The organism is Pseudomonas sp. PVC-5-1, assembly GCF_057444345.1.
Genome location: NZ_CM172024.1, coordinates 781,218 through 807,082, shown reverse-complemented (window position 1 = coordinate 807,082; position 25,865 = coordinate 781,218). Strand labels below are relative to the sequence as shown.

General features: G+C 64.2%; 22 protein-coding genes and 1 tRNA gene. 12 read left to right on the top strand and 11 right to left on the bottom strand.

Features of this window, described 5'->3' with window-relative positions; all coding sequences use genetic code 11:
* The first annotated feature begins 2 nt into the window (after positions 1-2).
* The 8 genes from lolB to AC2T3R_RS03640 all read left to right on the top strand — a co-directional run bounded on the left by lolB (position 3) and on the right by AC2T3R_RS03640 (position 7,074).
* On the top strand, positions 3-620 hold the full coding sequence (lolB, locus tag AC2T3R_RS03675; RefSeq protein WP_013970898.1) for a lipoprotein insertase outer membrane protein LolB: 618 nt from the start codon (positions 3-5) through the stop codon (positions 618-620).
* Between the two features lie 3 nt (positions 621-623).
* Positions 624-1,484, top strand: coding sequence for a 4-(cytidine 5'-diphospho)-2-C-methyl-D-erythritol kinase (gene ispE / locus AC2T3R_RS03670; RefSeq protein ID WP_013970897.1), 861 nt, complete (start codon positions 624-626; stop codon positions 1,482-1,484).
* 20 nt (positions 1,485-1,504) lie between these two features.
* Positions 1,505-1,579 (top strand) — tRNA-Gln (locus tag AC2T3R_RS03665).
* Positions 1,580-1,626: 47 nt separating this feature from the next.
* Positions 1,627-2,568 (top strand): ribose-phosphate pyrophosphokinase, encoded by a 942-nt coding sequence (locus AC2T3R_RS03660; RefSeq protein ID WP_003247410.1) that lies wholly within the window; start codon positions 1,627-1,629, stop codon positions 2,566-2,568.
* Between the two features lie 121 nt (positions 2,569-2,689).
* Positions 2,690-3,283, top strand: coding sequence for a 50S ribosomal protein L25/general stress protein Ctc (locus AC2T3R_RS03655; RefSeq protein ID WP_013970896.1), 594 nt, complete (start codon positions 2,690-2,692; stop codon positions 3,281-3,283).
* Positions 3,284-3,362: 79 nt separating this feature from the next.
* Positions 3,363-3,947 (top strand): aminoacyl-tRNA hydrolase, encoded by a 585-nt coding sequence (gene pth, locus AC2T3R_RS03650; RefSeq protein ID WP_410952042.1) that lies wholly within the window; start codon positions 3,363-3,365, stop codon positions 3,945-3,947.
* Positions 3,948-3,971: 24 nt separating this feature from the next.
* A complete protein-coding gene (gene ychF, locus AC2T3R_RS03645) occupies positions 3,972-5,072 on the top strand; it encodes a redox-regulated ATPase YchF (RefSeq protein ID WP_013970895.1) in 1,101 nt (366 codons plus the stop codon).
* A 289-nt stretch (positions 5,073-5,361) separates the two neighbouring features.
* A complete protein-coding gene (locus AC2T3R_RS03640; protein ID WP_486744662.1) occupies positions 5,362-7,074 on the top strand; it encodes a SulP family inorganic anion transporter in 1,713 nt (570 codons plus the stop codon).
* A gap of 119 nt (positions 7,075-7,193) precedes the next feature.
* On the opposite strand, the gene AC2T3R_RS03635 is transcribed toward AC2T3R_RS03640, so the two are convergent.
* The 8 genes from AC2T3R_RS03635 to AC2T3R_RS03600 form a co-directional block, all read right to left on the bottom strand.
* Positions 7,194-8,204 (bottom strand): DUF2955 domain-containing protein, encoded by a 1,011-nt coding sequence (locus AC2T3R_RS03635; protein WP_054572318.1) that lies wholly within the window; start codon positions 8,202-8,204, stop codon positions 7,194-7,196.
* The gene (locus tag AC2T3R_RS03630; RefSeq protein ID WP_015268934.1) at positions 8,194-9,291 is read right to left on the bottom strand and encodes an HlyD family secretion protein; all 1,098 of its coding nucleotides are present in this window, start codon (positions 9,289-9,291) and stop codon (positions 8,194-8,196) included. The genes AC2T3R_RS03635 and AC2T3R_RS03630 overlap by 11 nt, the downstream gene beginning before the upstream one ends.
* Positions 9,288-10,808, bottom strand: coding sequence for an efflux transporter outer membrane subunit (locus AC2T3R_RS03625; protein WP_367070555.1), 1,521 nt, complete (start codon positions 10,806-10,808; stop codon positions 9,288-9,290). The genes AC2T3R_RS03630 and AC2T3R_RS03625 overlap by 4 nt, the downstream gene beginning before the upstream one ends.
* Before the next feature lie 13 nt (positions 10,809-10,821).
* Entirely contained in the window at positions 10,822-11,919 is a 1,098-nt protein-coding gene (locus AC2T3R_RS03620) for an AI-2E family transporter (protein ID WP_013970855.1), read from the bottom strand.
* Between the two features lie 39 nt (positions 11,920-11,958).
* Positions 11,959-13,155: a monovalent cation:proton antiporter-2 (CPA2) family protein gene (locus AC2T3R_RS03615; protein ID WP_410952045.1), complete on the bottom strand. Its 1,197-nt coding sequence runs from the start codon at positions 13,153-13,155 to the stop codon at positions 11,959-11,961.
* Positions 13,156-13,190: 35 nt separating this feature from the next.
* Positions 13,191-14,009 carry a polyphosphate kinase 2 gene (gene ppk2, locus AC2T3R_RS03610; RefSeq protein ID WP_003256373.1) on the bottom strand — a complete coding sequence of 273 codons (819 nt, stop codon included), beginning with the start codon at positions 14,007-14,009 and terminating at the stop codon, positions 13,191-13,193.
* A gap of 348 nt (positions 14,010-14,357) precedes the next feature.
* Positions 14,358-14,978, bottom strand: a complete 621-nt coding sequence (gene ycaC, locus AC2T3R_RS03605) for an isochorismate family cysteine hydrolase YcaC (RefSeq protein ID WP_013970853.1) — start codon at positions 14,976-14,978, stop codon at positions 14,358-14,360.
* 112 nt (positions 14,979-15,090) lie between these two features.
* Positions 15,091-16,110, bottom strand: coding sequence for a transporter (locus tag AC2T3R_RS03600; protein ID WP_024086247.1), 1,020 nt, complete (start codon positions 16,108-16,110; stop codon positions 15,091-15,093).
* Between the two features lie 328 nt (positions 16,111-16,438).
* Between AC2T3R_RS03600 and AC2T3R_RS03595 the strand changes: the two genes are divergently transcribed.
* From AC2T3R_RS03595 to AC2T3R_RS03580, 4 genes are all read left to right on the top strand, one after another.
* Entirely contained in the window at positions 16,439-16,828 is a 390-nt protein-coding gene (locus tag AC2T3R_RS03595) for a YybH family protein (RefSeq protein ID WP_486744661.1), read from the top strand.
* Between the two features lie 92 nt (positions 16,829-16,920).
* On the top strand, positions 16,921-18,420 hold the full coding sequence (locus tag AC2T3R_RS03590; RefSeq protein ID WP_264209764.1) for a purine-cytosine permease family protein: 1,500 nt from the start codon (positions 16,921-16,923) through the stop codon (positions 18,418-18,420).
* Between the two features lie 13 nt (positions 18,421-18,433).
* Entirely contained in the window at positions 18,434-19,864 is a 1,431-nt protein-coding gene (locus tag AC2T3R_RS03585; RefSeq protein WP_015268915.1) for an aldehyde dehydrogenase family protein, read from the top strand.
* 423 nt (positions 19,865-20,287) lie between these two features.
* Positions 20,288-21,505 (top strand): DUF3422 domain-containing protein, encoded by a 1,218-nt coding sequence (locus AC2T3R_RS03580; RefSeq protein ID WP_486744660.1) that lies wholly within the window; start codon positions 20,288-20,290, stop codon positions 21,503-21,505.
* Between the two features lie 30 nt (positions 21,506-21,535).
* Here AC2T3R_RS03580 and AC2T3R_RS03575 read toward each other — a convergent pair whose 3' ends face one another.
* From AC2T3R_RS03575 to AC2T3R_RS03565, 3 genes are all read right to left on the bottom strand, one after another.
* Complete coding sequence (locus tag AC2T3R_RS03575; RefSeq protein WP_410952048.1) at positions 21,536-23,947, bottom strand: DUF3772 domain-containing protein; 2,412 nt, start codon at positions 23,945-23,947, stop codon at positions 21,536-21,538.
* A gap of 56 nt (positions 23,948-24,003) precedes the next feature.
* Positions 24,004-25,056 (bottom strand): bifunctional DNA-binding transcriptional regulator/O6-methylguanine-DNA methyltransferase Ada, encoded by a 1,053-nt coding sequence (gene ada / locus AC2T3R_RS03570; protein ID WP_015268912.1) that lies wholly within the window; start codon positions 25,054-25,056, stop codon positions 24,004-24,006.
* 147 nt (positions 25,057-25,203) lie between these two features.
* Positions 25,204-25,830: a DNA-3-methyladenine glycosylase family protein gene (locus tag AC2T3R_RS03565; RefSeq protein WP_013970834.1), complete on the bottom strand. Its 627-nt coding sequence runs from the start codon at positions 25,828-25,830 to the stop codon at positions 25,204-25,206.
* Positions 25,831-25,865 lie beyond the last annotated feature (35 nt).

Here is a 25,865-nt window from a genome sequence, read left to right as displayed (position 1 = left end):
CCATGTTCCTGCGCCATTGCATTACCTTCACCCTGATCGCCCTGCTGGCCGGCTGTGCCGGCTTCGGTAGTCGCGAGGCCCTGCAGGGCCACGGCGACCCGCAGCAGTGGCGCGCCCATAAAGAGCAGTTGAGCAGCCTCGATGGCTGGCAGATCAACGGCAAGGTCGGCATCCGTGCCCCGCGCGACTCCGGCAGCGGCACGCTGTTCTGGCTGCAACGCCAGGACTACTACGACATTCGCCTGGCCGGCCCGCTGGGCCGTGGCGCCGCTCGCCTGACCGGCCGCCCCGGCGGCGTGGTACTGGAAGTGGCCAACCAGGGCCGCTACGAGGCCCTCAGCCCCGAAGCCCTGCTGGAAGAACAACTGGGCTGGCAGTTGCCGGTCTCACACCTGGTCTGGTGGGTCCGCGGCCTGCCAGCCCCCGACAGCAAGAGCAAGCTGACCCTGGACGGCGACAGCCGCCTGGCCAGCCTCGACCAGGACGGCTGGCAGGTGCAATACCTGAGCTACACGGAACAGAACGGCTACTGGCTGCCCGAGCGTATGAAGCTGCACGGCAAGGACCTCGACGTGACACTGGTGGTCAAGGACTGGCAACCCCGCCAGCTGGGGCACTGATACATGCAGACCCTCACCCTGCCCGCTCCGGCCAAGCTCAACCTGTGGCTGCACATCATCGGCCGCCGTGCGGACGGCTATCACGAGCTGGAAACCGTGTTCCAGTTTCTCGATCACGGCGACGAACTGAGCTTTGCCGTGCGTGACGACGGCGTGATCCGCCTGCACACCGAGATCGAAGCAGTGCCGCATGACAGCAACCTGATCGTGCGTGCTGCGCGCAAGCTGCAGGAACAATCCGGCACGACGTTGGGCGCCGATATCTGGCTGACCAAGGTGCTGCCCATGGGCGGCGGCATCGGCGGCGGCAGCTCGGATGCCGCCACTACCCTGTTGGCCCTCGCCCACCTGTGGCAACTGGACTGGGACGAAGACCGCCTGGCCGCACTGGGCCTGAGCCTGGGCGCCGACGTACCGGTATTCGTGCGCGGCCACGCGGCATTCGCCCAGGGCGTGGGTGAACAATTGACCCCGGTCGACCCGGAAGAGCCGTGGTATGTCGTGCTGGTGCCGCAAGTGTCTGTCAGCACAGTAGAAATTTTTTCACATCCACAGTTGACACGTGATTCGCTCCCCCTTAAGATGCGCCCCGTTCCCGAGGGAAACAGTCGAAATGACTGCCAACCGGTGGTAGAGCAGAGTTACCCGGAAGTTCGCAATGCGTTGAATTCACTGGGTAAATTCACTGAGGCTCGACTGACCGGTACTGGAAGTTGTGTGTTTGGGGCCTTCCCAAGCAAAGCCGAAGCTGATAAAGTTCTGGCCCTTCTTTCAGCGACCCAAACAGGGTTTGTGGCGAAAGGAAGCAACGTTTCGATGTTGCATCGCAAGCTGCAAAGTCTGGTCAAGAAGTCGAGCGCATAAGCGTTCGCAGCAACAGATACAGGGGCGTCGCCAAGCGGTAAGGCAGCAGGTTTTGATCCTGCCATGCGTTGGTTCGAATCCAGCCGCCCCTGCCATTTTCCTTATACTCATCCAGGTTACCCTCAGCCTTCAGGTACTGCGCGTGTCCAAGATGATGGTCTTTACGGGGAACGCCAACCCCGATCTGGCTCGGCGTGTCGTACGTCAGCTGCATATCCCTCTCGGTGACGTTTCTGTCGGTAAGTTCTCCGACGGCGAGATCAGCACTGAGATCAATGAGAATGTCCGCGGTAAAGACGTCTTCATTATTCAGCCGACCTGTGCCCCGACCAACGATAACCTGATGGAACTGGTAGTGATGGCCGACGCCTTCCGCCGCTCCTCAGCATCCCGAATCACCGCCGTGATTCCTTACTTCGGATACGCCCGCCAGGACCGCCGTCCGCGTTCGGCACGTGTAGCCATCAGCGCCAAAGTCGTCGCTGACATGCTCACTGTCGTAGGTATCGACCGTGTACTCACCGTCGACCTGCACGCTGACCAGATCCAGGGTTTCTTCGATATCCCGGTCGACAACATCTACGGCTCGCCCGTACTGGTCGACGATATCGAGGACCAGCGTTTCGAGAACCTGATGATCGTCTCCCCGGACATCGGTGGTGTCGTGCGCGCACGTGCCGTCGCCAAGTCCTTGGGCGTCGACCTGGGTATCATCGACAAACGCCGCGAGAAGGCTAACCACTCCGAGGTCATGCACATCATCGGCGACGTCGAAGGGCGCACCTGCATCCTGGTAGACGACATGGTCGACACCGCCGGCACCCTGTGCCACGCGGCCAAAGCCCTGAAAGAACACGGCGCTGCCAAGGTTTACGCCTACTGCACGCACCCTGTCCTGTCGGGCCGCGCGATCGAGAACATCGAGAAGTCGGTACTGGACGAGTTGGTGGTGACCAACACCGTTCCGCTGTCCGCCGCCGCTCAAGCCTGTGACCGTATCCGCCAACTGGATATCGCACCGGTTGTCGCTGAAGCGGTCCGCCGCATCAGCAACGAAGAATCGATCAGCGCGATGTTCCGCTAAGCGGAACACACGCTGACGAAAAGCGCCCCGCCCCAACACTGGTTGTTGGGGCGGGGCTTTTTTGCCATCCCCGTTGGCGCTGGTCGCAAACGCCCTCGGGGGGCTACTTTGGAGAAACAAAATGACCGAATTCACTCTGAACGCCCAAGCGCGTACTGACCTGGGGAAAGGTGCGAGCCGCCGCCTGCGTCACTCCGCGAACATCCCAGCCGTTGTCTACGGTGGTAACCAGGACGCTCAGTCCCTGACCATCCTGGCCAAGGAAATCACCAAGCTGTTCGAAAACGAGGCTGCCTTCAGCCACGTTCTGGAACTGAACGTCGACGGCGCCAAGCAAAACGTCGTGGTCAAGGCTCTGCAGCGCCACCCGGCCAAAGGCTTCATCATGCACGCCGACTTCGTTCGCGTCGTTGCTGGCCAGAAACTGACCGCCAAGGTACCGGTTCACTTCATCAATGAAGAAGCCCCGGTCAAGAAAGGCGGCGAGATCTCCCACGTAGAAGCCGAGATCGAAGTTTCCTGCGAAGCCAAAGACCTGCCTGAGTTCATCGAAGTCGACCTGGCCAACGCTGAAATCGGCACCATCATCCACCTGTCGGACCTGAAAGCTCCGAAAGGCGTAGAGTTCGTAGCTCTGGCCCACGGTGATGACAAAGCTGTTGCCAACGTTCACGCTCCACGCGTTGCTCCAGAAGCAGAAGGCGCTGCCGAGTAATCCACTCGCGCGCCGGCGTTGATCGGGTTACAGTGCCGCGCGCCCTGTAACCCACCAACTCCAAGGAAGAGCCCCTGACGTGACCGCCATCCAGTTGATCGTCGGCCTGGGTAACCCCGGCCCCGAATACGAACAGACCCGGCATAACGCAGGGGCTCTTTTCGTTGAACGCATTGCCAGCGCCCAGCGCGTCTCGTTGACCGCTGACCGCAAATATTTCGGCCTGACGGCTAAGTTCAGCCATCAGGGCAACGACATTCGTCTGCTCATCCCCACCACCTACATGAACCGTAGCGGCCAGTCCGTGGCGGCCTTGGCCAATTTCTTCCGCATCAAGCCGGAAGCGATCCTGGTGGCGCATGACGAACTCGACCTGCCCCCGGGCGTCGCCAAGCTCAAGCGCGGCGGTGGCCATGGTGGGCACAACGGCCTGCGCGACATCATCGCGCAGCTCGGCAACCAGAACGACTTCCACCGCCTGCGGCTTGGCATCGGCCACCCGGGCGACGCCAAACTGGTCTCCAACTTCGTCCTGGGCCGCGCGCCGCGCGCCGAGCAGGAGAAGCTCGACGCCAGCATCGATTTTGCCCTCGGCGTGCTGCCGGACGTGCTTGCCGGCGACTTCGCCAAGGCGATGCGCGAGCTGCACAGCCAGAAGGCCTGATTTCCTTTAGAGAGGGGAATACCCATGGGTTTCAATTGCGGCATCGTCGGCCTGCCCAACGTCGGCAAGTCCACCCTGTTCAACGCCCTGACCAAGTCTGGCATCGCGGCGGAGAACTTCCCCTTCTGCACCATCGAGCCTAACAGCGGCATCGTGCCGATGCCCGATGCGCGCTTGAATGCACTGGCTGAAATCGTCAAGCCAAACCGCATCCTGCCGACCACCATGGAGTTCGTCGACATCGCCGGCCTGGTGGCTGGTGCCTCGAAAGGCGAAGGCCTGGGCAACAAGTTCCTCGCCAACATCCGCGAGACCGACGCCATTGCCCACGTGGTGCGCTGCTTCGAAGACGAGAACGTGATCCACGTTTCCAACAGCGTCGACCCCAAGCGTGACATCGAGATCATCGACCTCGAGCTGATCTTCGCCGACCTCGACAGCTGCGAGAAGCAGCTGCAGAAGGTTGCCCGCAACGCCAAGGGCGGCGACAAGGAAGCCCTGGCGCAGAAGGCCATCCTCGAACAGCTGATCCCGCACTTCACCGAAGGCAAGCCAGCGCGCAGCCTGATGAAGAACATGAGCGCCGAAGACAAGGCGGTCATCCGCGGCTTCCACCTGCTGACCAGCAAGCCGGTCATGTACATCGCCAACGTGGCCGAAGACGGCTTCGACAACAACCCGCACCTGGACGTGGTCAAGGCCATCGCCGAGGAAGAAGGCGCGGTAGTGGTGCCGGTGTGCAACAAGATCGAAGCGGAAATCGCCGAGCTGGAAGACGGTGAAGAGAAGGATATGTTCCTCGAGGCCCTGGGCCTGGAAGAGCCTGGCCTGAACCGCGTTATCCGCGCCGGTTATGAGCTGCTGAACCTGCAGACCTACTTCACTGCCGGCGTGCAGGAAGTACGCGCCTGGACCGTACGCGTCGGTGCCACCGCACCACAGGCCGCTGGCGTGATCCACACCGACTTCGAAAAAGGTTTCATCCGCGCTGAAGTGGTGGCCTATGACGACTTCATCCAGTTCAAGGGTGAGAGCGGTGCCAAGGAAGCCGGTAAATGGCGTTTGGAAGGCAAGGACTACATCGTCAAGGACGGTGACGTGATGCACTTCCGCTTCAACGTCTAAGCGCCAGACCGCAGTACCTACGAACCCCTTGAGGCCAACGCCTCAAGGGGTTTTGTTTTTTCTGGCATTTGGCAAGCGGCACGCGCCCCCTGTGGGCTTTAGCCGCGAAGAATCCAACGCGGTGCATGGCACCGGCTGCGCCGGTGTTCGCGGGCATGCCCGCTCCCACAGGTACCACGCATTTTCTGGTCCTTGCATCAAAGGCCTTGTGTCGCGAAAGGGCCGCAGAGCGGCCCCGGAATTCAGCATCTAAGCTGTGATTCAGCACCCTCCCATGGACGCACGCACCATGCCCGAAAAAACCCGCATCGACTGGCAACGCTGGTTACCCGGCCTGGTCACCCTGCTCCACTACCAACCCGCCTGGCTACCCAAAGACATCGCCGCAGGCCTGGTGCTCACCACCATGCTGGTGCCGGTGGGTATCGCTTATGCCGAAGCTTCCGGCGTACCTGGCATCTACGGCCTGTACGCCACCATCATCCCGCTGCTGGCCTACGCCCTGTTCGGCCCCAGCCGCATCCTGGTGCTGGGCCCGGACTCGGCGCTGGCCGCGCCGATCCTGGCAGTAGTGGTGCAATACGCCGCCAGCGACCCGCAACGGGCAATCGCCATCGCCAGCATGATGGCCCTGGTCGCCGGGGCGTTCTGTGTGATCGCCGGTTTGCTGCGCCTGGGCTTCATCACCGAACTGCTGTCCAAGCCGATCCGCTATGGCTACATGAACGGCATCGCCCTCACGGTGCTGATCAGCCAGTTGCCCAAACTGTTCGGCCTGTCGGTCGACAGCCAGGGCCCGCTGCGGGATACCTGGAACCTGATCCAGGCATTGCTCGCCGGCCAGGGCCATTGGCCAAGCTTCGTGGTCGGTGGCGGTAGCCTGGCGCTGATCCTGCTGCTCAAGCCGTTCAAGCGTTTGCCGGGCATTCTCATTGCTGTGGTGCTGGCCACGCTGGCGGTGAGCCTGCTGGGGCTCGACCAGCAAGGCGTGAAAGTGCTCGGCGAACTGCCCCAGGGGCTACCCAGCTTCGTGTTCCCCTGGGTCAGCGATATCGACCTGGTGGAGGTGCTGCTCGGCGGCATCGCAGTAGCGTTGGTGTCGTTCGCCGATACCAGTGTGCTGTCACGTTCATACGCCGCGCGCATGAAGGCCCCGGTCAACCCCAACCAGGAAATGTTCGGCCTGGGTGTGGCCAACCTGGCCTCGGGGCTGTTCCAGGGCATCCCCATCAGCAGCAGCTCATCGCGCACCCCCGTGGCGGAAGCGGCCGGCTCGCAGACTCAGCTCACCGGTATTATCGGCGCGCTGGCGGTGACCCTGTTGCTGCTGGTGGCGCCCAACCTGATGCAACACCTGCCCAACAGCGCCCTGGCGGCAGTGGTGATTGCCGCAGCATTGGGCCTGTTCGAGTTCGCCGACCTCAAGCGCATCTTCCGCATGCAGCAATGGGAATTCTGGCTGTCGTTCACTTGCTTCGTCGGCGTAGCGGTATTCGGGGCCATTCCCGGTATCTGCATTGCCGTGGCTATATCGGTGATCGAATTCCTGTGGGACGGCTGGCGGCCGCATCATGCGGTGCTGGGACGGGTGGATGGCACCCGCGGTTACCATGATGTGCAGCGTTATCCACAGGCCCGACGCATTCCGGGGCTGGTGCTGCTGCGTTGGGATGCCCCGCTGTTCTTTGCCAATGCCGAACAGTTCCAGAGCACGGTGATGGCGGCGGTGGATGCATCGCCTACCCCGGTACAACGGCTGGTGATCGCGGCAGAGCCGGTGACCAGCATCGATATCACCTCGGCGGACATGCTGGCCGAGCTGGACCGGGCGCTGGAGGCGCGGGGGGTGGAGTTGCAGTTTGCCGAGATGAAGGACCCGGTAAAGGACAAGATGCGGCAGTTCGAGTTGTTCGAGCATATGGGGGAGTCGGCGTTTCATCCCACTGTTGGGGCAGCGGTGGATGCCTACCTGGAGGAGAGTGGGGTTGACTGGAAGCCCTAGGTTTTCCTGGGCTGGCCTCTTCGCGGGCATGCCCGCTCCCACAGGGACCGCACAAACCTCAAGGTTGTCGCTGTACCTGTGGGAGCGGGCGTGCCCGCGAAGAGGCCAGTACAGAAGAACTAAGCAGTCCGAACCCGCCGCCGATCAATCCATATGAGCATGGCACTGGCGTACACCGACACCGCCAGAAACAGCGCCATGCGCACGGCAAAGGCGCGGTAAACATCCTGCCCTCCCGCGCTGTCCTGCACCGACTGCCCCAGCAAGATCAGCATGGTCGTCAGGCAACTCACCCAGTACGCCGGGCTTTGCCTGGTATCCACCGCCCGGTAAAGCCTGCGCCCCTGCCAAAGGACGAACAGCAGCACCCACAGGAAAAACATCCACAGGTGCACGAACAGGCTCAACGCGCCCCACATCAATATCGCCAGCAACCCGGCCAGCAAGGTCGAGCCGATCAGTTCGCGGCTGGCATGCCGTGCGCGGGTCTCACCGGCCTGCTGCCCCAGACTCACTGCCTTCATGATCAGCGGCATGTACTGGTCCGGGGCGATCAGCGCCAGCAAGAAGGCCGGCATGACGATCAACGTAGCACGCAAGGCAACCCAGCTCACCTGGTCACTGTCGAGCAGAGGCGGTGCCGGTTGCGCCGGCGCATCGGCCGGCTCGGGAAACAGCACATGCGCCGCTGCCGTGCCCAGCACCGCCAGCAGCATGCCTTTGGCCAGCGCTTCGACCACCGACAGCGCCAGGCTGAAGTCGCTGGTGCCGGCGGCAGCGATCATGGTCAGGCCGATAACCAGCAAATTGGCCAACAGGCCGTTGCCGCCTTTCAGCGCATAACGCAAGGTAAGGAAAACCCCCACACTCACCAGCAACACCCCACTTACCGGGGCATGGCGCAGCAGCGGAATCAGCAGCAGCCCGCTGCCGCAGGCAAGCAGCACCAGCACCGCCAAGGCCGGTGCCGCACGCAGGGGCAAGGGCTGGCTGCGCATGGCCAGCAACAACACCGCGAACACCGGCGCCAGGATCGGTACCGGCAAGCCGATGCCGAAACTCACCGCCAGGCAAAGCGCCACGCCCCAGGCCAGGCGCAGGGCACGCAGGCGGCGTAGTTCAATAGGCATACGACAGCCAGCTCATCAGCCACATGAACAGCCGGCCCAGCAGGTTCAATGGGTTGCCCTCGCTTGGCAGGGCCATGACTTCGGCCTGGCCACCGACCCGCAATACGGTCTTGTCCTGCAACTGGTCACGCTCCAGTTCGACGATAACCGGGAAGCGCTGTGCGGAGCGCAGCCACTCGCGGCTGTTCTGTACGGTCGGCAACGTACCTGGCGGGGCACTCTGGCCTACGCTCACACCGTAGCCGATGCTGCGAATGCGCCCCTTCAACACCGTGCCGGGCAGCGCATCGAGCACTACCAGCACCGGGGTTTCAGGGCGCAGCCGACCTAGGTTGTTCTCGGTCATGTCGGCACTTATCCACACGTCATGGATAGCGATCAGGGTCATCATCGGGCTGCCGGCGCCAACATAGTGGCCAACGTCGGTGCGCAGGTCGGTGATCAACCCGTCTGCATCGGCGCGTACCATGGTGCGCGCCAGGTCCAGCCGGGCTTTTTCCACATTGGCCGCCGCGCTGCGCAGTTGGGCGTTGTCGTCCTGCGCTCCGCCCTGCTGCTCACGGGCCCGCTCAACTTCGGCACGGGCTGCCGCCACCTGGCTGATGGCCTGGTCGCGGCTGGCCTGGGCGCCCTCCAGGCGGCGCACCGACACCGTGCCCGGGTCTTCATCGATCAGGCGCTTGAGCCGCTCGGCGTCCTGCCGGGCCTTGCGCTCGTTGGCCTGGGCCGCCACCAGCGCCGCCTGGGCCGAGTCGATGCCAGCGGTGTGGGCGCCGATCTGCCGGCGTACCGTGTCCAGGTCGGCTTCGGCGCGAGCCAGGGCAATGCGATATTGCTCCTGGTCCAGTTCGAACAACACATCGCCCTTGCGCACTTCCTGGTTGTTGCCCACCGCCACACGCTTCACCTGCCCAGCCACCTCGGCACTCACCGGCACCACGTAGGCCTGCAGGCGGGCTTGCTGGGTATAGGGCGTGAAGCGATCGGCCAGCAGGTACCACAGCAGGCTCACGACAATCAGCAGCAGCACCCAGCGCATGCCGCGATCGGGGGCTGGCGGGGATGGCGTCGGCGTGGTGTCGCTCATTTCGTTTCACCTTGTGCATGTGCGCTGGGGCCTGGCTCGTCAAGCAGTTCACCCCAGTCGGTGCGTTGCTGCATCTGCTGGCGGGTGGCCGGGTCGATCGGTGCGCGGCTGGCGTCCCAGCCGCCGCCCAGGGCCTTGTACAGCGTCACCAGGCTGCTGACGGCATTGCCGCGGCTGACCAGGTAGCCGTCCTGTTGCTGCAGCAGCAGTTGCTGGGCGTCGAGCACGCGCTGGAAGTCGGCAAAGCCTTCGCGGTACTGCGAGCTGGCCAGGTTCAGGGAGCGCTGCGCGGCCTGCGAGGCCTGGTCGCGGATACTTGCGCTCTGCAGCGAGCGCACCAGCCCGCTGGCGGCATCGTCGGCCTCACGGGCGGCTTCGCGAACGTCCTGGTGATACAGCTCGATCAGTTGCTGCAAGCGGGCATCTTCCACGCGCACAGCGTTCTTGCGTCGGCCGTAGTCGAACGGGTTCCAGATCAGGCTGGGCCCGGCGGCGATGTCGAAGGTATCGGGCAAATGATTGGCCGTGACGAAACTCCAGCCGATGCTGCCCAACAGGCTCAGTTGTGGATAAAGGTCGGCCTCGGCCACCCCGACCAGCGCCGACTGCGCCGCCACCGCCTGCTCGGCGGCGCGGATGTCCGGGCGACGCTGCAGCAGGCGGGCGGGCACATCCTGCAGCACGGCACGGTCCGGCAACGGCAACTGGCCGTGGCCGGCATCCAGCTGTGGCAGCGGCCCGGGCGCGCGGCCCAGCAGCGAGCACAGCACATTGCGCAGGGCATTGAGCTGGTTCTGGAACTCGGGGATGGTGGCCTGGGTAGCCAGGTACTGGGTGCGCGCCTGTTGCCAGTCGAGTTCGTCGTTTTCGCCATGACGGAACAGCCGCTCGGTTATCTCCAGGCTGCGCTCCTGGCGGCGGGCGTTTTCTTCGGCGATATCCAGCCGCGCCTCGGCGGTGCGCAGGGCAAAGTAGGTGTCGGCCACCTGCGCACGCAACAGCAGCATGGCATCGGCGTAATTGGCCTGGGAGGCGAAGTAGACGGCGTCGGCGCTTTCGATGGCGCGGCTGAAGCGCCCCCAGAAGTCGATTTCCCAGCCGATGTCGAAGCCCGCGCTGGATTGCCAGAACACCGAGTCGCGAGCGGTGGCGGTGCCGGACTGATCCTGTTTCAGGTAAAGGCTCTGCGCGCGCAGTTGCTGCAGCTGTGGATAACGCCCGGTCTGCACGATGGCCAACTGGGCGCGGGCTTCGGCAACGCGCAAACCAGCCACGCGCAGGTTGCTGTTATTGGCATCGGCCTCGGCGATCAAGGCATCCAGGGCAGGGTCGGCGAACACGGCCCACCACTGGCGCAGGTCGGGCGCCGCGGCCTGCTGCCCGGCCTGCTCCAGCAGCGGGGTGTTCCAGGTGCCCAGCCACGGGTCTTGCGGCGGCTGGAAATCCGGGCCGACCTGGGTACAGCCCACCAACGCGGCAGCCAGGCTCAGTGCACAACCACAGAAGCGTCCGGGCATGGCAGGCCTTGGCTTATGCCGACGGTTCGACGGGATTTTCCGGCACCTGCAGCGCCACCCACTGCCAGAACAGTACATAAGTGACGCCCAGGATCACCGGCCCGATGAACAGGCCGATGATGCCTTTGACCACCATGCCGCCCAATGCCCCGATCAGCACCACCGGCATCGGCACGTCCACCCCGCGTCCCAGCAGCAGCGGCTTGAGCACGTTGTCGGCAAGCCCGGCGACGAAGGTGTAGATGGCGAAAATGATGGTCGCCACGGTAAAGCCTTCGACGTTGAAGATGTAGATGATCACAGGCACCGTTATCAACGTGGCCGGTGCCTGGGCAATCCCCAGCATGAGGATGACGATTGCCAGCATCCCCGCCCCCGGTACCCCTTTGATGACGAAGCCGACACCGATCAGCAGCATCTGGATGAAGGCAATGCCGATCACGCCCTGGGCCACCGCGCGAATGGTGGCGGTGCACAGCTTGGCCAATGGCTTGCCGCGTTCCTCCCCCGACACCCGCATGGCAATGCGCTGCGCCGCGATTTCGCCGCGGTCACCGAACGCCATGATGATGCCCGAGACGATGATCGCCGCGATGAACAGCAGGAACGCGCCGCCTGCGCTGGCCGCTGCCCCCAGCACCGTGCGCCCGGCACCCTTGAGCTGGGGCATCCACTGGTTCAGCACACCGGCCATGTTTTCCGAGGCGGCCAGCCACAAGGCATGCACCTTCGGCCCGATCAGCGGCCAAGCCGCCACCGAGTCGGGAGGGGCCGGCACGGTCCAGGCCCCGCTTTTCAGCAGCGTCACCAGGCTGTCCACCGACTCGCCGATGGACATCACCACCAGGTAGATCGGCACCAGCAGCACGACCAGTACCAGCAGAACGACCAGCGTCGCCGAAAGCCCGTCCTTGAGCCCTGTGCGGCGCTGGATGCGGCAATACAACGGGTACAAGGTCACCGCCAGGATCACCGACCACAGCATCAGCTCCAGGAACGGCTGGAACGTCTGGAAGGCGAATATCACCAGCGCAGCCACCAGGCCGGCCTTGATGAGCACATCGAGCAAGCCCCGCGACAGGCGGCTGTCCATCTTGATACCCGGTTGCATGCTTCACCTCCGAACTCCAGGTGCGCCATGTGGCGCGATTCAGTGGCCCGCTTCAGGGGCTGCCGGTGTGGGGTTGTCGTCACGCAACTGCCGCGCCAGGGCCATCATTACCAACGGCACTACCGCCATCGACAAGGTGATGGCCAGCACCAGCAGGTCATGCACCTGCTGCGCAAGCACCTGATGATCCAACGCCAGCTTGAACACCACGAAGGCAAACTCGCCGCCAGACGCCAGCACCACGCCCAGGCACAGCGCCTGGGCCTGGGTGAGCCCACCTGCGGTGCGGCCCAGGCCATAAAGCAGCGGCAATTTGATCATCACCAGCAGCAGGGTCAGCCCCAGCACCATTAACGGCATGCCGAACAGCAGGCGCAGGTCGGCGCTCATCCCCACGCCAACGAAGAACAGCCCCAGCAGCAAACCCTTGATGGGCTCGATCTGGGTTTCCAGTTCGTGACGGAAAGGCGACTCGGCCATCAATACGCCCGCCAGAAATGCCCCCAGCGCCATCGACACGCCCACGTGCTCCATCACCCAGGCGGTGCCCAGCACCACCAGCAAGGCGGTAGCGGTAGACAGCTCGGGCAGGCCCGAACCGACTGTCCACTTGAAAACAGGGGTCAACAGGTAGCGGCCAAAGATGATCAGCACACCTATGCCAACCACCACCGCCAACACCGGCCAGGCGCCTTCGTCGGCGGTACTGACATCACCACCGAGCAGCGGCACCACGGCAATCAGCGGGATCGCGGCAATGTCCTGGAACAGCAGGATCGCCACGGCCAGGCGGCCGTGCGGCTTGCCCAGGTCCTTGCGCTCGGCCAGTACCTGCAGGCCAAACGCGGTGGACGACAGCGCCAGGCCCAGGCCCAGCACGATGGCAGCCGGCTTCGACTGGCCGAACAGCCAGTACGCCAGCAGGCCAAGCACTACAGCACTCAGGCCCACTTGTAGCGAGCCGACGCCAAACAGCGCCCGGCGCATGCCCCACAAACGCCGCGGCGACAGCTCCAGGCCGATGACGAACAGCAGCATCACCACACCCATCTCCGACAGGCGTGCCACGTTATCCGGGTTGTTCAGCAGGCCAAACACCGATGGCCCTATCAGGATGCCCGCCAGCAGATAGCCGGGCACCGCCCCCATTTTCAAACGCTGCGCCAGCGGTACCAGAAGCACCACGGCCAGCAGGAACACCACCGTCGCCTGCAACAGGCTGCCATCATGTGGCATAGGCTCGCACCCTCGCTGCTCCCCACGGGGAGAGATCAGAAACGCTCTTCGACGACCTTGAACGGGTAGTTGACGGCCTTGTATTTGCCGATCTTGCCGCGCTTGGGCAACTTCACCAGCCCGTCGCGGGTAATGTCCTTGTAGGGAATGCGCGTCAACAGATGGCTGATGATGTTCAGCCGGGCACGGCGCTTGTCGTTGGAATGGGCCATGAACCACGGTGCCCATGACGAGTCGGAGGCGGCGAACATTTCGTCGCGGGCCCGGGTGTATTCATCCCAGCGTGTGTAGGACTTGAGGTCCATCGGCGACAGCTTCCACAGCTTGCGGCCATCGTTGATGCGGTCCTGCAGGCGGCGGGTCTGCTCTTCGGCGCTGACCTCCAGCCAGTACTTGATGAGGATGATCCCCGACTCGACCATCATCTTTTCGAACAGCGGCACCACGGTGAGAAACTTGCTGCTCTGCTCTTCACTGCAGAAGCCCATCACTCGCTCGACACCGGCGCGGTTGTACCAGCTGCGGTCGAAGATCACTACCTCGCCCGCGGCAGGCAGGTGGCCCAGGTAGCGTTGCACATACATCTGGCTCTTTTCCCGCTCGGTTGGCGCCGGCAGCGCCACCACGCGGAATACTCGCGGGCTGACGCGCTCGGTAATGGCCTTGATGGTACCGCCCTTGCCGGCGCCATCGCGGCCCTCGAAGACAATGCACACCTTCAGGCCCTTGGCCACCACCCATTCCTGCAGCTTCACCAGCTCCACATGCAGCTGCTTGAGTTCCTTCTCGTACGCCTTGCCGCCCAGTTTCTCTGGCTGGTCCTTGGGGTCTCTCTTCCTGGACGACTTCGACATGGCGCTCTCCTGAGGGCGAATGAAGAGTCAGTATGGTCGATCCATGGCAGTTTGCCGCTTCGCTTGTGGATTTTGCAGGCTTGCTTCTATCTCATTGATTCTGCGAGTGCTGGGGAGTGTTCCGGGGAGGATGTGGGTTTACCCTGATGCCGGTCAATCAAGCAAATGGGGGCCGCTTTGCGGCCCTTCGCGGGCTTGCCCGCTCCCACAGGTTTGGTGTGAGGCTCAAAAAAGCGCGGTCCCTGTGGGAGCGGGCAAGCCCGCGAAGGGCTGCAAAGCAGCCCCAATCAAGCCGGCAAACCTTAACTGCCACGCTCCCACAGGGTACGGGGTGCCTTCAAGGCCGGATTACTTGGCCATCTTGTTGTAGCTGGTCATCAGGTTGCGGTAGTCCGGAATATGGTTGGAGAACAGGGTCCCCAGCCCTTCGATGTCATTGCGCCAGTCACGGTGCAGCTCGCAGGCCACGCCGAACCAGGTCATCAGTTGCGCCCCGGCGGCCTCCATGCGCCGCCAGGCCGAGTCACGGGTCAGTTCGTTGAAGGTGCCGGAGGCATCGGTGACGACAAATACCTCGAAGCCCTCCTCCAGCGCCGACAGTGCCGGGAAGGCCACGCACACTTCGGTCACCACGCCGGCGATCAGCAGCTGCTTCTTGCCGGTGGCCTTGACGGCCTTGACGAAGTCCTCGTTGTCCCAGGCGTTGATGTTGCCAGGCCGGGCGATGTACGGGGCGTCGGGGAACTGCTCTTTCAGTTCGGGCACCAGCGGGCCGTTGGGGCCGGTCTCGAAACTGGTGGTGAGAATGGTCGGCAACTTGAAGTACTTGGCCAGGTCCGACAGGGCCAGGACGTTGTTCTTGAAGCGGTCGGGGTCGATGTCCCTTACCAGCGAGAGCAGGCCGGTCTGGTGGTCGACCAGCAGCACGGCGGCGTTGTTCTTGTCCAGACGCTTGTATTGGAAGGCCATGACGGGTTTCCTTGCTTTAGCAGGTTGGAGTATCAGCGTAGGCAAGGATGGCGGGGTGGGGAGGCCGTCGGTCGATTCGTTTTGGCCTGTCCCGGCCAACACAACAATTAAGTCAGTACTCGCGCCGCTTGCGAAACGCCCAGCGCCCAACCAGCACGGTGAAGGTCGCCACCAGGGCCACCAGCACCCAGAAACCATGGGGGTTTTCCGCCAGCGGCACACCCCCGACGTTCATGCCGAAGAAGCCGGCGATGATGTTGATGGGCAGCGCCAGCACGGTCACCACGGTCAGGGTGAACAGGGTGCGGTTGGTCTGTTCGTTGAGCTTGGCGGCGATTTCTTCCTGCAACAGCTTGATCCGCTCACCGAGGGCGGTGAGGTCGCTGATCACCAGGGTGAACTCTTCTGTGGCCGCGCGCAGCTGGCGTATGTCCTGTTCCTGCAGCCAGTCGGGCGGCCGGTTGAGCAGGCGCAGCAGCGCCCCCGGCTCCAGCGCCAGCAGGCGCTGCAAGCGCACCAGCACCCGGCGCATGCTGCCCAGTTCGGCGCGGTTGTCGCTCAGGCGCTGGGACAGCAACTGGTCTTCGATGCGGTCGACGCTGGTGGTGGTTTCACGCACGATCTGGGTCAGCACATCGCCCTGGTCGCGCAACAGATGGACCAGCAACTCGATGGACGAATGAAAGCGCTCGCCATGCTTGACCGACGAGCGCAGCTTGTCCACCGAATGCAGCGGCTGCAACCGCGCGCTTACCAGCAACTGGCTGCTGGCGCAGGCCCACAGCGTGGAGATGTCCGAGGACACCAGGCCGAAGTTGAACACCACATCGTTGACCACCGCCAGCAGCGCCGAGTCGGCGTGTTCGATACGGGTCGAGCGCGAACCTTCGCGCAGGGTTTCGAAGAAGGCTTCGGGCAACTGCAGGTGGGTGCGCAACCAGCGTTCGCAGGCAGCGTGGGCCAGGTTCAGGTGCACCCAGAGAAACTCGCCAGGTTCCAGCGGCTGGCCGAGCGTGCGCAACAACTGCGCCGAATCGATTTCGCGCCCCGGCTGGCCAGGGCGGAAGGCGAAGGCGTAGAGCAGGCCGAACAGGTCGTGGTCCTGTGGCAGATGCAGCGCGGGATGGCCCATTCGAACTCGCAATGAGGCACGGGGAGATGGCAGAAAGGTTGCTGAATATTCGTTGCAGTCAGATGACAGCAGACTCCGCAAGCACGGCCAGCACAATCCCTGTGGGAGCGGGCGCGCCCGCGAACACCGGCGAAGCCGGTGCCATGCACCGCGTTGCATGCTTCGCGGGCACGCCCGCTCCCACAGGATGCGCAGTGCGAAACCTGAGAAAGCGCAGCCATCACTTCACAAATTCCTGAACTGATTATTTGCCCGCAGCGATTTTTCCCCTCGCCGACCGCCACCAGAATCGCTTCACCACAATCACAAGAACCGTGAGGCCACTCCCGTGGACCAGACACTCCAGGTACGGCAAGCCGCCGCCGACCTCGTTGCGGCGTTCGCCAGCAACGACACCGCTCGCTATTTCGCCTGCTTCAGCGAAGACGCCACCTTCCTTTTCCACACCCTGCCGCAACCGCTGCTTTCGCGCCATGCCTACGAGCAACTCTGGGACCAGTGGCAGGCCGACGGGTTTGCCGTGCTCGCCTGCGAATCGGGCAATGCCCAGGTGAGCCTGCAAGGTGACGTGGCGATCTTCATGCACGATGTGGCCACGCACATCCGCATCGCCGGCGAAGAACACCAGTTGAGCGAGCGCGAGACCATCGTCTTCCGCCGCCACGGCGAACGGTGGCTGGCCTGCCACGAGCACCTGTCGGTCGTATCGCCGGCCTGATCCCCTTTACGCGGCCCTGCCGCCCTGCCATCGCACCCACAAGAAGGCCCGCGCACTGCGCCGGCCCACAACAACCGCGCTGGAGCATCACCATGAGCCACTCGACCGGTATCGAGACCAATGGCGTCGAACAGATCCCCGACGATCAACGCGACGCCTCCCCGCTGGACCTGTTCCGCCTGATCTTCGGCGGCGCCAATACCTTCGCCACGGCCGTGCTGGGCAGCTTCCCGGTGCTGTTCGGGCTGTCGTTCCAGGCCGGTGTGTGGGCGATCCTGCTCGGCGTCGGCGTGGGCGCGCTGATCCTCGCGCCCATGGGCCTGTTCGGCGCGCTCAACGGCACCAACAACGCGGTGTCGTCGGGTGCGCACTTTGGCGTGCACGGGCGCATCGTCGGTTCGTTCCTGTCGCTGCTCACCGCGGTGGCATTCTTTTCGCTGTCGGTGTGGAGTTCGGGCGACGCCCTGGTCGGCGGTGCCAAGCGCCTGGCCGGCCTGCCGGAAACCGACCTGACCCTGGGCCTGGCCTACGGCCTGTTCGCGGTACTGGTGCTGGTGGTGTGTATCTTTGGCTTCCGCTTCATGCTGTGGGTCAACAAGATCGCCGTGTGGGCCTCGAGCCTGCTGTTCCTGCTGGGCATCGTTGCCTTTGCCGGGCCGTTCGACGCCGGTTATGCGGGTAGCGTAAACCTCGGCCAGGCGGGCTTCTGGGCGGCATTCGTCGGTGCGGCGATCCTGGCCATGAGCAACCCGGTGTCGTTCGGTGCGTTCCTCGGCGACTGGTCGCGCTACATCCCGCGTGAAACGCCCAAGGCGCGCATCATGCTGGCGGTGATCGCGGCCCAGGGCGCGACACTGATCCCGTTCCTGTTCGGCCTGTGCACCGCCACCCTGGTGGCCACCCAGGCGCCGGACTACATCGCCGCCAACAACTACGTCGGTGGCCTGCTGGCGGTGGCGCCAAGCTGGTTCTTCCTGCCGGTGTGCCTGATTGCGGTGATCGGTGGCATGTCCACCGGCACCACCGCGCTGTACGGCACCGGCCTGGACATGTCCAGTGTGTTCCCACGCCTGCTCAGCCGTGCCGGCGCCACACTGCTGATCGGCGTGCTGGCGATCGGCTTCATCTTCGTCGGCCGCTTCACCTTCAACCTGGTGCAGAGCGTGTCGACCTTCGCCGTGCTGATCATCACCTGCACCAGCCCGTGGATGGTGATCATGATCCTCGGCCTGATCACCCGCCGCGGCTTCTACCATGCCGACGACCTGCAGGTGTTCACCCGCGGCCAACGTGGCGGCCACTACTGGTTCCTGCATGGCTGGAACTGGCGCGGCATGGGGGCGTGGATCCCCAGCGCGGCGGTGGGCCTGTGCTTCGTCAACCTGCCAGGGCAGTTCGTCGGCCCACTGGGCGACCTGGCCGGCGGCATCGACCTGAGCCTGCCGGTCACCCTGGGGCTGGCCGGTGTGCTGTACCTGCTGCTGCTCAACCTGTTCCCCGAACCTGCCGGCGTGTATGGCCCCCAGGGCCCGCGTTGGGTGCGTTGCAAAAGCACCGCGCACTCGCCGGTAACCACCGCCGAAACGGCCTGACTGGAAACCGACCATGACCACTTCCCACTACATCGCCGGCCGCTGGGTCGAAGGCCAGGGCAGCGACTGCATCAGCGTCAATGACCCGGCCCTTGGGCAACCCTTTGCCGAACTGAAGGCCGCCAGCGTCGCCCAGGTAGACCAGGCAGTGACCGCTGCCCGTGGCGCCCTGCCCGCCTGGAAAAACACCAGCGCCAGCGAGCGCGCCGCCTACCTGCGCGGCTTTGCCGAACAACTCGGGCAGCGCCGTGAAGCGTTGATCACCTTGCAGATGCGCAACAACGGCAAGCCACGTCATGAGGCGGAAATCGACCTGGACGACGCCATCGCCACCTTCGGCTACTACGCCGAACTGGCCGAGCAACTGCCATCGAAGAACCGCGATGTGCCGTTGGCTGCGCCGGGTTTCAGCGCTCGCACCCGCCTGGAACCGGTGGGCGTGGTCGGCCTGATCGTGCCGTGGAATTTCCCGCTTGTGACCAGCGCCTGGAAGCTCGCCCCGGCCCTGGCCGCTGGTTGCACCGTGGTGCTAAAGCCATCGGAAGTCACCCCGCTGATCGAACAGGCCTATGGCCAGATCGCCGATGCCCTGGAGCTGCCGGCCGGGGTGTTGAACATCGTCAACGGCAAGGCCGAAACCGGCGCTGCACTGAGCAACCACAATGGCCTGGACAAGCTGTCGTTCACCGGCAGCAATAGTGTCGGCAGCCAGGTAATGCGCAGCGCTTCGGCGCAGTGCCGGCCGGTGACGCTGGAGCTGGGCGGCAAGTCGGCGATCGTGGTGTTCGATGATTGCGACGTGGGCCAGGCAGTGGAATGGATCGTCGCCGGCATCACCTGGAACGCCGGGCAGATGTGCTCGGCCACTTCGCGGCTGCTGGTGCAGGACGGCATTGCCGATGCGCTGCTGCCGCGCTTGCAGGTGGCACTGGAAAACCTGCGGGTCGGTAATCCATTGACCGAAGAGGTCGACATGGGGCCGCTGACCAGCCAGGCGCAGTGGCTGAAGGTGGCCGGCTACTTTGCCACGGCGCGGGAAGAAGGCCTGCAGTGTCTGGCCGGTGGCAAGGCGCTGGACCGGGATGGCTGGTTCGTCAGCCCGACGCTGTATGCCGATGTGCCGAAAGACAGCCGCCTGTGGACCGAGGAAATCTTTGGCCCGGTGCTGTGCGCGCGTCGCTTTGCGACCGAGGAACAGGCAATTGCCGAGGCCAACGATAGCCGCTTCGGGCTGGTGGCTACGGTGTGCTCCGCCGACCTGGAACGCGCCGAGCGGGTGGCCGATGCGCTGGAGGTTGGCCATGTGTGGATCAACTCGGTGCAGGCGGTGTTCGTCGAGACCTCGTGGGGTGGCACCAAGGGTAGCGGGATCGGGCGTGAGCTGGGGCCTTGGGGGTTGTCGGCCTACCAGTCGGTCAAGCATGTGACGCGCTGTCTGGGTTGAGATTTCCGGGGCCGCTTTGCGGCCCTTTCGCCGGCAAGCCATGTGCCATCGCTGTGGGAGCTGGCTTGCCGGCGATCGAGGGCGAAGCCCTCGCCTTGGCCCCCTCAGATGTAAGACTTTTCCCAACCTGAAACCAAATGCTTCAGCTGGAAGTAGCTTGGGAATTATCCTACCCGCGCCGCAGCCGTTTCTCTGTTGTTGAACAGGAGCATCAGGGCTAATTTCCCTGGGTCGTCACAATGATACCGGGACTTCTTTGCGGCGCAGGCCTGAAGGGCTGCGCGCTACCTGTAGGAGCGGGCTTGCCCGCGAAGAGGCCGGCACAGGCGACACAAAACTCTGCGCCCGCGTGACTTTGCCCGCCGACCGCAAAGTCCCACTTCCTGGTACCCCCCACAATCACAACACCAGGCCGGACCACCCATGCACCCTCAACGCACCGCCTTGCACAACGAACTGCACGCCCGCCCGTCGCTGTATTTCGACGGCCCGGCGCATGTCTTCCACCTGGCCTTGCTCGGCGGCGATGCTGCCTGTGCGGCACTGCTGCAACGATGCTGCCCGGATGCCCTGGACACCGCAGCCGCCCAAGGCATCACCCGCCTGGATGGTCATCCGTTCAAGTGGGAACGGCACACCGAGTTCTTCACCCTGACCCTGGTGGTGCCCTGCACTGCCGCCGACACCGAGTGGCAAACGCTGCCGCCGGTGCTGGCCGAGGCTATCGCCCCGCAAGCGGCGCAGGTGATCAACGCGGTGCAGGTGCTGGTCCGTGACGAACACGAACTGGACCTGCCCCACTACGGTTTCAAAGACCCGTGCGGCTCCTGCGTCGGCGGTGGCGATGCGGTGGTGTGGAGCGATTTTCGCCTGACCGAGGACGGCACCAACCGCTTCCTGTTCATCAACCGTCGCCTCAATGCCTACCGACAGGGCCGCATGATCCGCCGTCTGCTGGAGATCGAGACCTACCGCATGATGGCCTCGCTGACCCTGACCACGGCCAAGGACCTGAGCCAGGAACTGGATGCCTTCGACAAGACCCTGGTCAACCTCTCGGAGCGAAGTGCCGGTGTCGATGACCATGATTCCAAAGGCTTGCTGGAAGCCATTGCCCACCTGTCACGCCAGGTGGTCAGCCGTACGGTGAAAACCCGCCACCGCTTCGGCGCCACGCAAGCCTATGCGCAACTGGTGTTCGAACGCCTGGGCGAGCTGCGGGAAAGCCATGTGGGCGACTGCCAGCGCCTGGGGGTTTTCATCGAACGCCGGTTCAAGCCGACCGTGCGCTACTGCGCGGCCACCGAGCAGCGCCTGGAGCAGCTGGCAAAGAATGTGGCCAACCTGGGCGACCTGTTGCAGGCGCGGGTACAGGTGGAAATGGAAGAGCAGAACGCCGAGATCCTGCGCAGCCTCAATGCCCGGGCTGATGCCCAGGTGAAGATTCAACGGGCGGTGGAGGGGCTGTCGATCATTGCCATCACCTACTACCTGCTGAACTTGTTCAAGCTGCTGTATGGCGGGCTGAATGTGCTGGGGTTGGGGCTGACGGCGCGGGATGGGCTTTTGGCCATGGCGCCGCCTGCGCTGTTGGTGTTGCTGGTGATTTTGCTGAGGATCAGGCAGGCCAAGCAGCATTGAGGCAGGGGGCTGGCTTGCCGGCGATTGGCTTCACACCGACTCGTCAGCCGAGCGAGCGCCCTCCTGCACCAACACCATGCTCTGCGGCGACGACAGGGCAATACCTTCATCACGCAGGCGCCCAAGGATGGTGAACAACAGGTCGCTGCGCGTACCGGACACCTGCCGCGGCCCCGCCACGTAACCACTCACACCTATCACCATGCCGCTGCTGGTCAGGTCCTTGAAGGTGACCGAGGTAGCCGGCGCATCCAGAATCGCCTCGTGCTCCTGGTAAGCCGCCAGCAGCAGTTCACGCACGCGGTTGGCATCGGTCTCCAGCGGCATGGTCAGGGTAATGCCGACCACGCCCAGGGCGTTGCCCATGGTCACGTTACGCACGTTCTGCGAGATGAACTGCGAGTTGGGCACGATAACCGTCGAGCGGTCGGACATCTGGATCTCGGTGGCGCGCACGTTGATACGGCGAATGTCGCCCTCGACACCCGCCAGGCTGACCCAGTCGCCCACCTTGACCGGGCGCTCGGTCAGCAGGATCAGGCCGGAAATGAAGTTCTGCACGATCTGCTGCAAGCCGAAACCGATACCCACCGACAGGGCACTGACCACCCAGGTCAGGCTGGTGAGGTTGATGCGCAGGGTCGACATCACCAGCATGGCCAGGAAGATGAAGCCCAGGTAACCCACCAGAGTCACCAGCGAGGCACGCATGCCGGCGTCCATGTCGGTTTCCGGTAGCAGGCGATCGCTCAGCCAGCGCTTGACCACGCGGATGGCGAACAGGCCGCCGAGGAACATCACCACTGCCAACAGAATGTCCTGGGGGACAATGTTCATGTTGCCCAGCAGCTTGCCGCCGGTCTCGTCCCAATCACCCAGGCTCAACAGCAGTTCGCTGGGGCTGGTGCCCGACGGCATCAGTGCCAGCAACAACGCCAGGAACAGCACCACGGTGCGGCCGATACCGGCCAGGATGGTGCTGGCCTGGGCCTGGTGACGTGGCGCCAGGCCCAGGGTCGAGGCCAGCGCCAGGCCGCCGGGCTGGCGGGGCGACAGCAGGGTTTCGCAGAGGTCGCCAAAGAACGTGGTCAGCAGGTAGGCACAGGTAATCACCAGGCTGACCCACAGCAGCTTGGCGGTGAGGAAGTAGGCGAGTGTCAGGTAACCGGCGAGCAAGGCCAGCAGGATCAACGTAAGCCAGATCACCATCACGAACGGGATCAGCCCGGCCAGGCCTGTGGGGCGCTCCAGGTCATGCTTGCGCAGGGTGCGGCGGTAACGCAGCAGCGCACCGGCGAAGGTGAACGCCACTACCAGCGCGGTCAGGCCGTTGACCGCCACGGTCAGCGCCAGGCTGGCACCGATCACGCTGTTGATGCGTTCCATGGTCATCATGACCATCAGCGCCAACGCCAGCACCTTGGGGAACCAGCCCAGGGCGCTGGCCACTTCATCGTGAATAGGCGGCAGGCGCCAGGACGGACGCTGCAGCATCAGCATGGCGCGGCCCAGGCCGGTGATGAAGGCGCTGAACACCACCAGCGCGAGCACATGATTGGCCAGGCTGGCGATATCGGCGCCCAACTCGGCGCTGCTCTCCAGCCCCCAACGCAGCAGCGAGACCGAGCCGGCGATGGTGCCCAAGGTTGCCAGGCTGACACCCAGCGCCAGCGCACTGCGGCGCAGGCGGCCTTCGGGCAGCCAGCTGACCATGGCGCCGGCGAGAAGGCGCTCGAGCACGCGGCGCACCAAGGTCCAGACCAGGATTGCCGCTACCAGGCTGGTAATGAACAGCCAGCGATTTTCAGCGCTGAAGGCACTGCCGATGGCATCAGCCGTCTCACCACGCAGGTCACGCAGGCGTGCAACATCGTCCTGGGTGGGGCGAATGATGCTCTGCCAGAACGCCGGGCTCAGCGGTGAGGCCGCGCGGCTGGTGATCTGCGAGTTGAACTGGCTGCGGCGCAGGTTGACGATTTGCGTGGACAAGTCGCGCGCCGACTGGGTCAGCTTGGAGGCCTGATCCCGCTGCGCCACCAAGGCCTTCTTCTCGGCCTCCAGCGCTTTACGCTGCTGGGTCAGGGTAGCCGCCTCGTCCGGCTGGACCGGGCCGATGACCTTGAGCTTGTCGTCGACTTTTTCAACATCAGTGGTGCGCAGGGCAGTCAACGCGTCGGCCTGACGCTGCACCTGCATTGCGCCCAGGCGCAACTGCGAAAGCAGATCGTCATTGGCGTCGCTGGTAACGCCCTGGCGTATCTGGTCCAGCCGCTCGCTCAACTGCTCGATGCTGGCGTTTTCATCCAGCACGTCCGCTTCGGCAACCGCCAGATTGGACAATGGCGTGGCCGGGGCCGACCAGGCCGGGCTGGCAATGGCAAGCATCAGGGCCATGAAAACCATCAGGCCTGGACAATAACGGGCAAGGCTGACACGCCTCATCGAATATTCCTCTTTACAATTCGATTTGGCGGTGGATTCTACGCGGCTTCACGCGATCAGGAGAGTGCCGTTTCTCGTTTGAGCAACTGCTGTTTGCGCTCGATGCCCCAGCGGTAGCCACTGATGTCACCGTCGCGGCGGACCACCCGATGACAGGGGATGGCCACGGCGATGTGGTTGGCCGCGCAGGCCATGGCCACCGCACGCACCGCCTTGGGCGCGCCGATGCGCTCGGCGATGTCGGTGTAGCTGACCCGGCTGCCGGCCGGCACCTCGCGCAGGGCTTGCCACACCCGCTCCTGGAACGCAGTGCCTTGCACATCCAGTGGCAGGGCCAGGCCCAGCGCGGGTGCTTCGACGAATCCCACCACCTCGGCGACCAACCGTTCGTAAGCACTGTCGCCGCCGACCAGGTGGGCCTTGGGGAACTGGTCCTGCAGATCGTGCAGCAGGGCCTCGGGATCGTCGCCCAGCAGGATCGCGCAAATGCCCTTCTCGCTCTGGGCCACCAGGATGGCACCCAAGGAGCATTGGCCAAGGGCGAAGTGGATGGTTGCCCCGGCGCCGCCGGCGCGGTATTGCCGCGGACGCATGCCCAGGCGCTGGTCGGCGCTTTCGTAGAAGCGGCTGTTGGAGTTGTAGCCGGCGTCATAGATGGCATCGGTGACAGAGCGCTGGCCATCTTCCAGGTGGGCGCGCAGGCGCCGGGCACGGAAAGCGGTGGCATAGGCCTTGGGGGTCAGACCGGTTTCGGCCTTGAACAGGCGATGCAGGTGAAAAGGGCTGACGGCCAGTTGGGCGCTGAGTTGGTCGAGGCTGGGTGCCGGGTCGATGGCTTCGATCAGGCGGCAGGCGCGGGTGACCAGCTGGCTGTGGCGGGTGGCGCTGGTGGTGGCGGTGCAACGTTTGCAGGCGCGGTAGCCGGCGGTTTCGGCGGCAGCTGGGGTGTCGTAGAACTCGACGTTGGTTCGCTTGGCAAGACGCGATTTGCAGCCGGGGTGGCAGTAGATGCCGGTGGTGCGCACGGCGTAGACGAAGTGACCGGTGGCGGCGGTTTCGCGGGATTCTACGGCTTGCCAGCGTTGGTCGGGGGTGGTGTAGGGGTTCATTGGTAAATGTCCAGATAGGTTGTTGCCTGTGCCGGCCTCTTCGCGGGCATGCCCGCTCCCACAGGTACTGCATAGCCTTTCAAGGCTGTGGAATCCTTGTGGGAGCGGGCTTGCCCGCGAAAGGGCCGGCACAGGCAGTGCAAAACCTCAGGCCCGCCACAGGTACCAGGCCGCCACGGTGCGGTATGGGCGCCAGCCGCCACCCAGCGAACGCATTTGCGCCGGCGTCGGCGCCTTGTCCAGCCCCTTCAGCCGCCGATACCCCTCGCGCACGCCAAAATCGTCGACCGGCAGTACGTCCGAACGCGCCAGGCTGTAGATCAGCAACATCTCCACCGTCCACCGCCCTACCCCGCGCAATGCCACCAGCCGTTCGATCAACGCCTCGTCAGCCATGGCCAGTGCCTCTTCCCGGCTCGGCACCAGGCCATCCAGCCGGCCTTGGGCAATACCCTGGATCGTCGCCATCTTGCTCGCGGAAAAACCACAGGCGCGCATGGTTTCCGGTGTAACCGCCAACAACTGCTCCGGCCCTGGGAACGCAGCCTCCGGAAACAGCGCCAAAAGCCGCCCCAGAATTGCCTCGGCAGCACGGGCATGCAGTTGCTGGTAGGCAATCGCTCGCACCAGCACTTCGTAAGGTTCACGCCCCGGCGTGGCCTGGTGCAGGCAAGGCCCGGTCGCCTCGATATGCCGCGACCAGTCCGGGTCGAGCGCCGCAAGGTATTCAGTGGCCTCACGGTAGGCTTCAGGCGATAGGTCGGACAGGATCATGGCACCTCCAACGGGTCGATTGCAGGCCCAGCTTA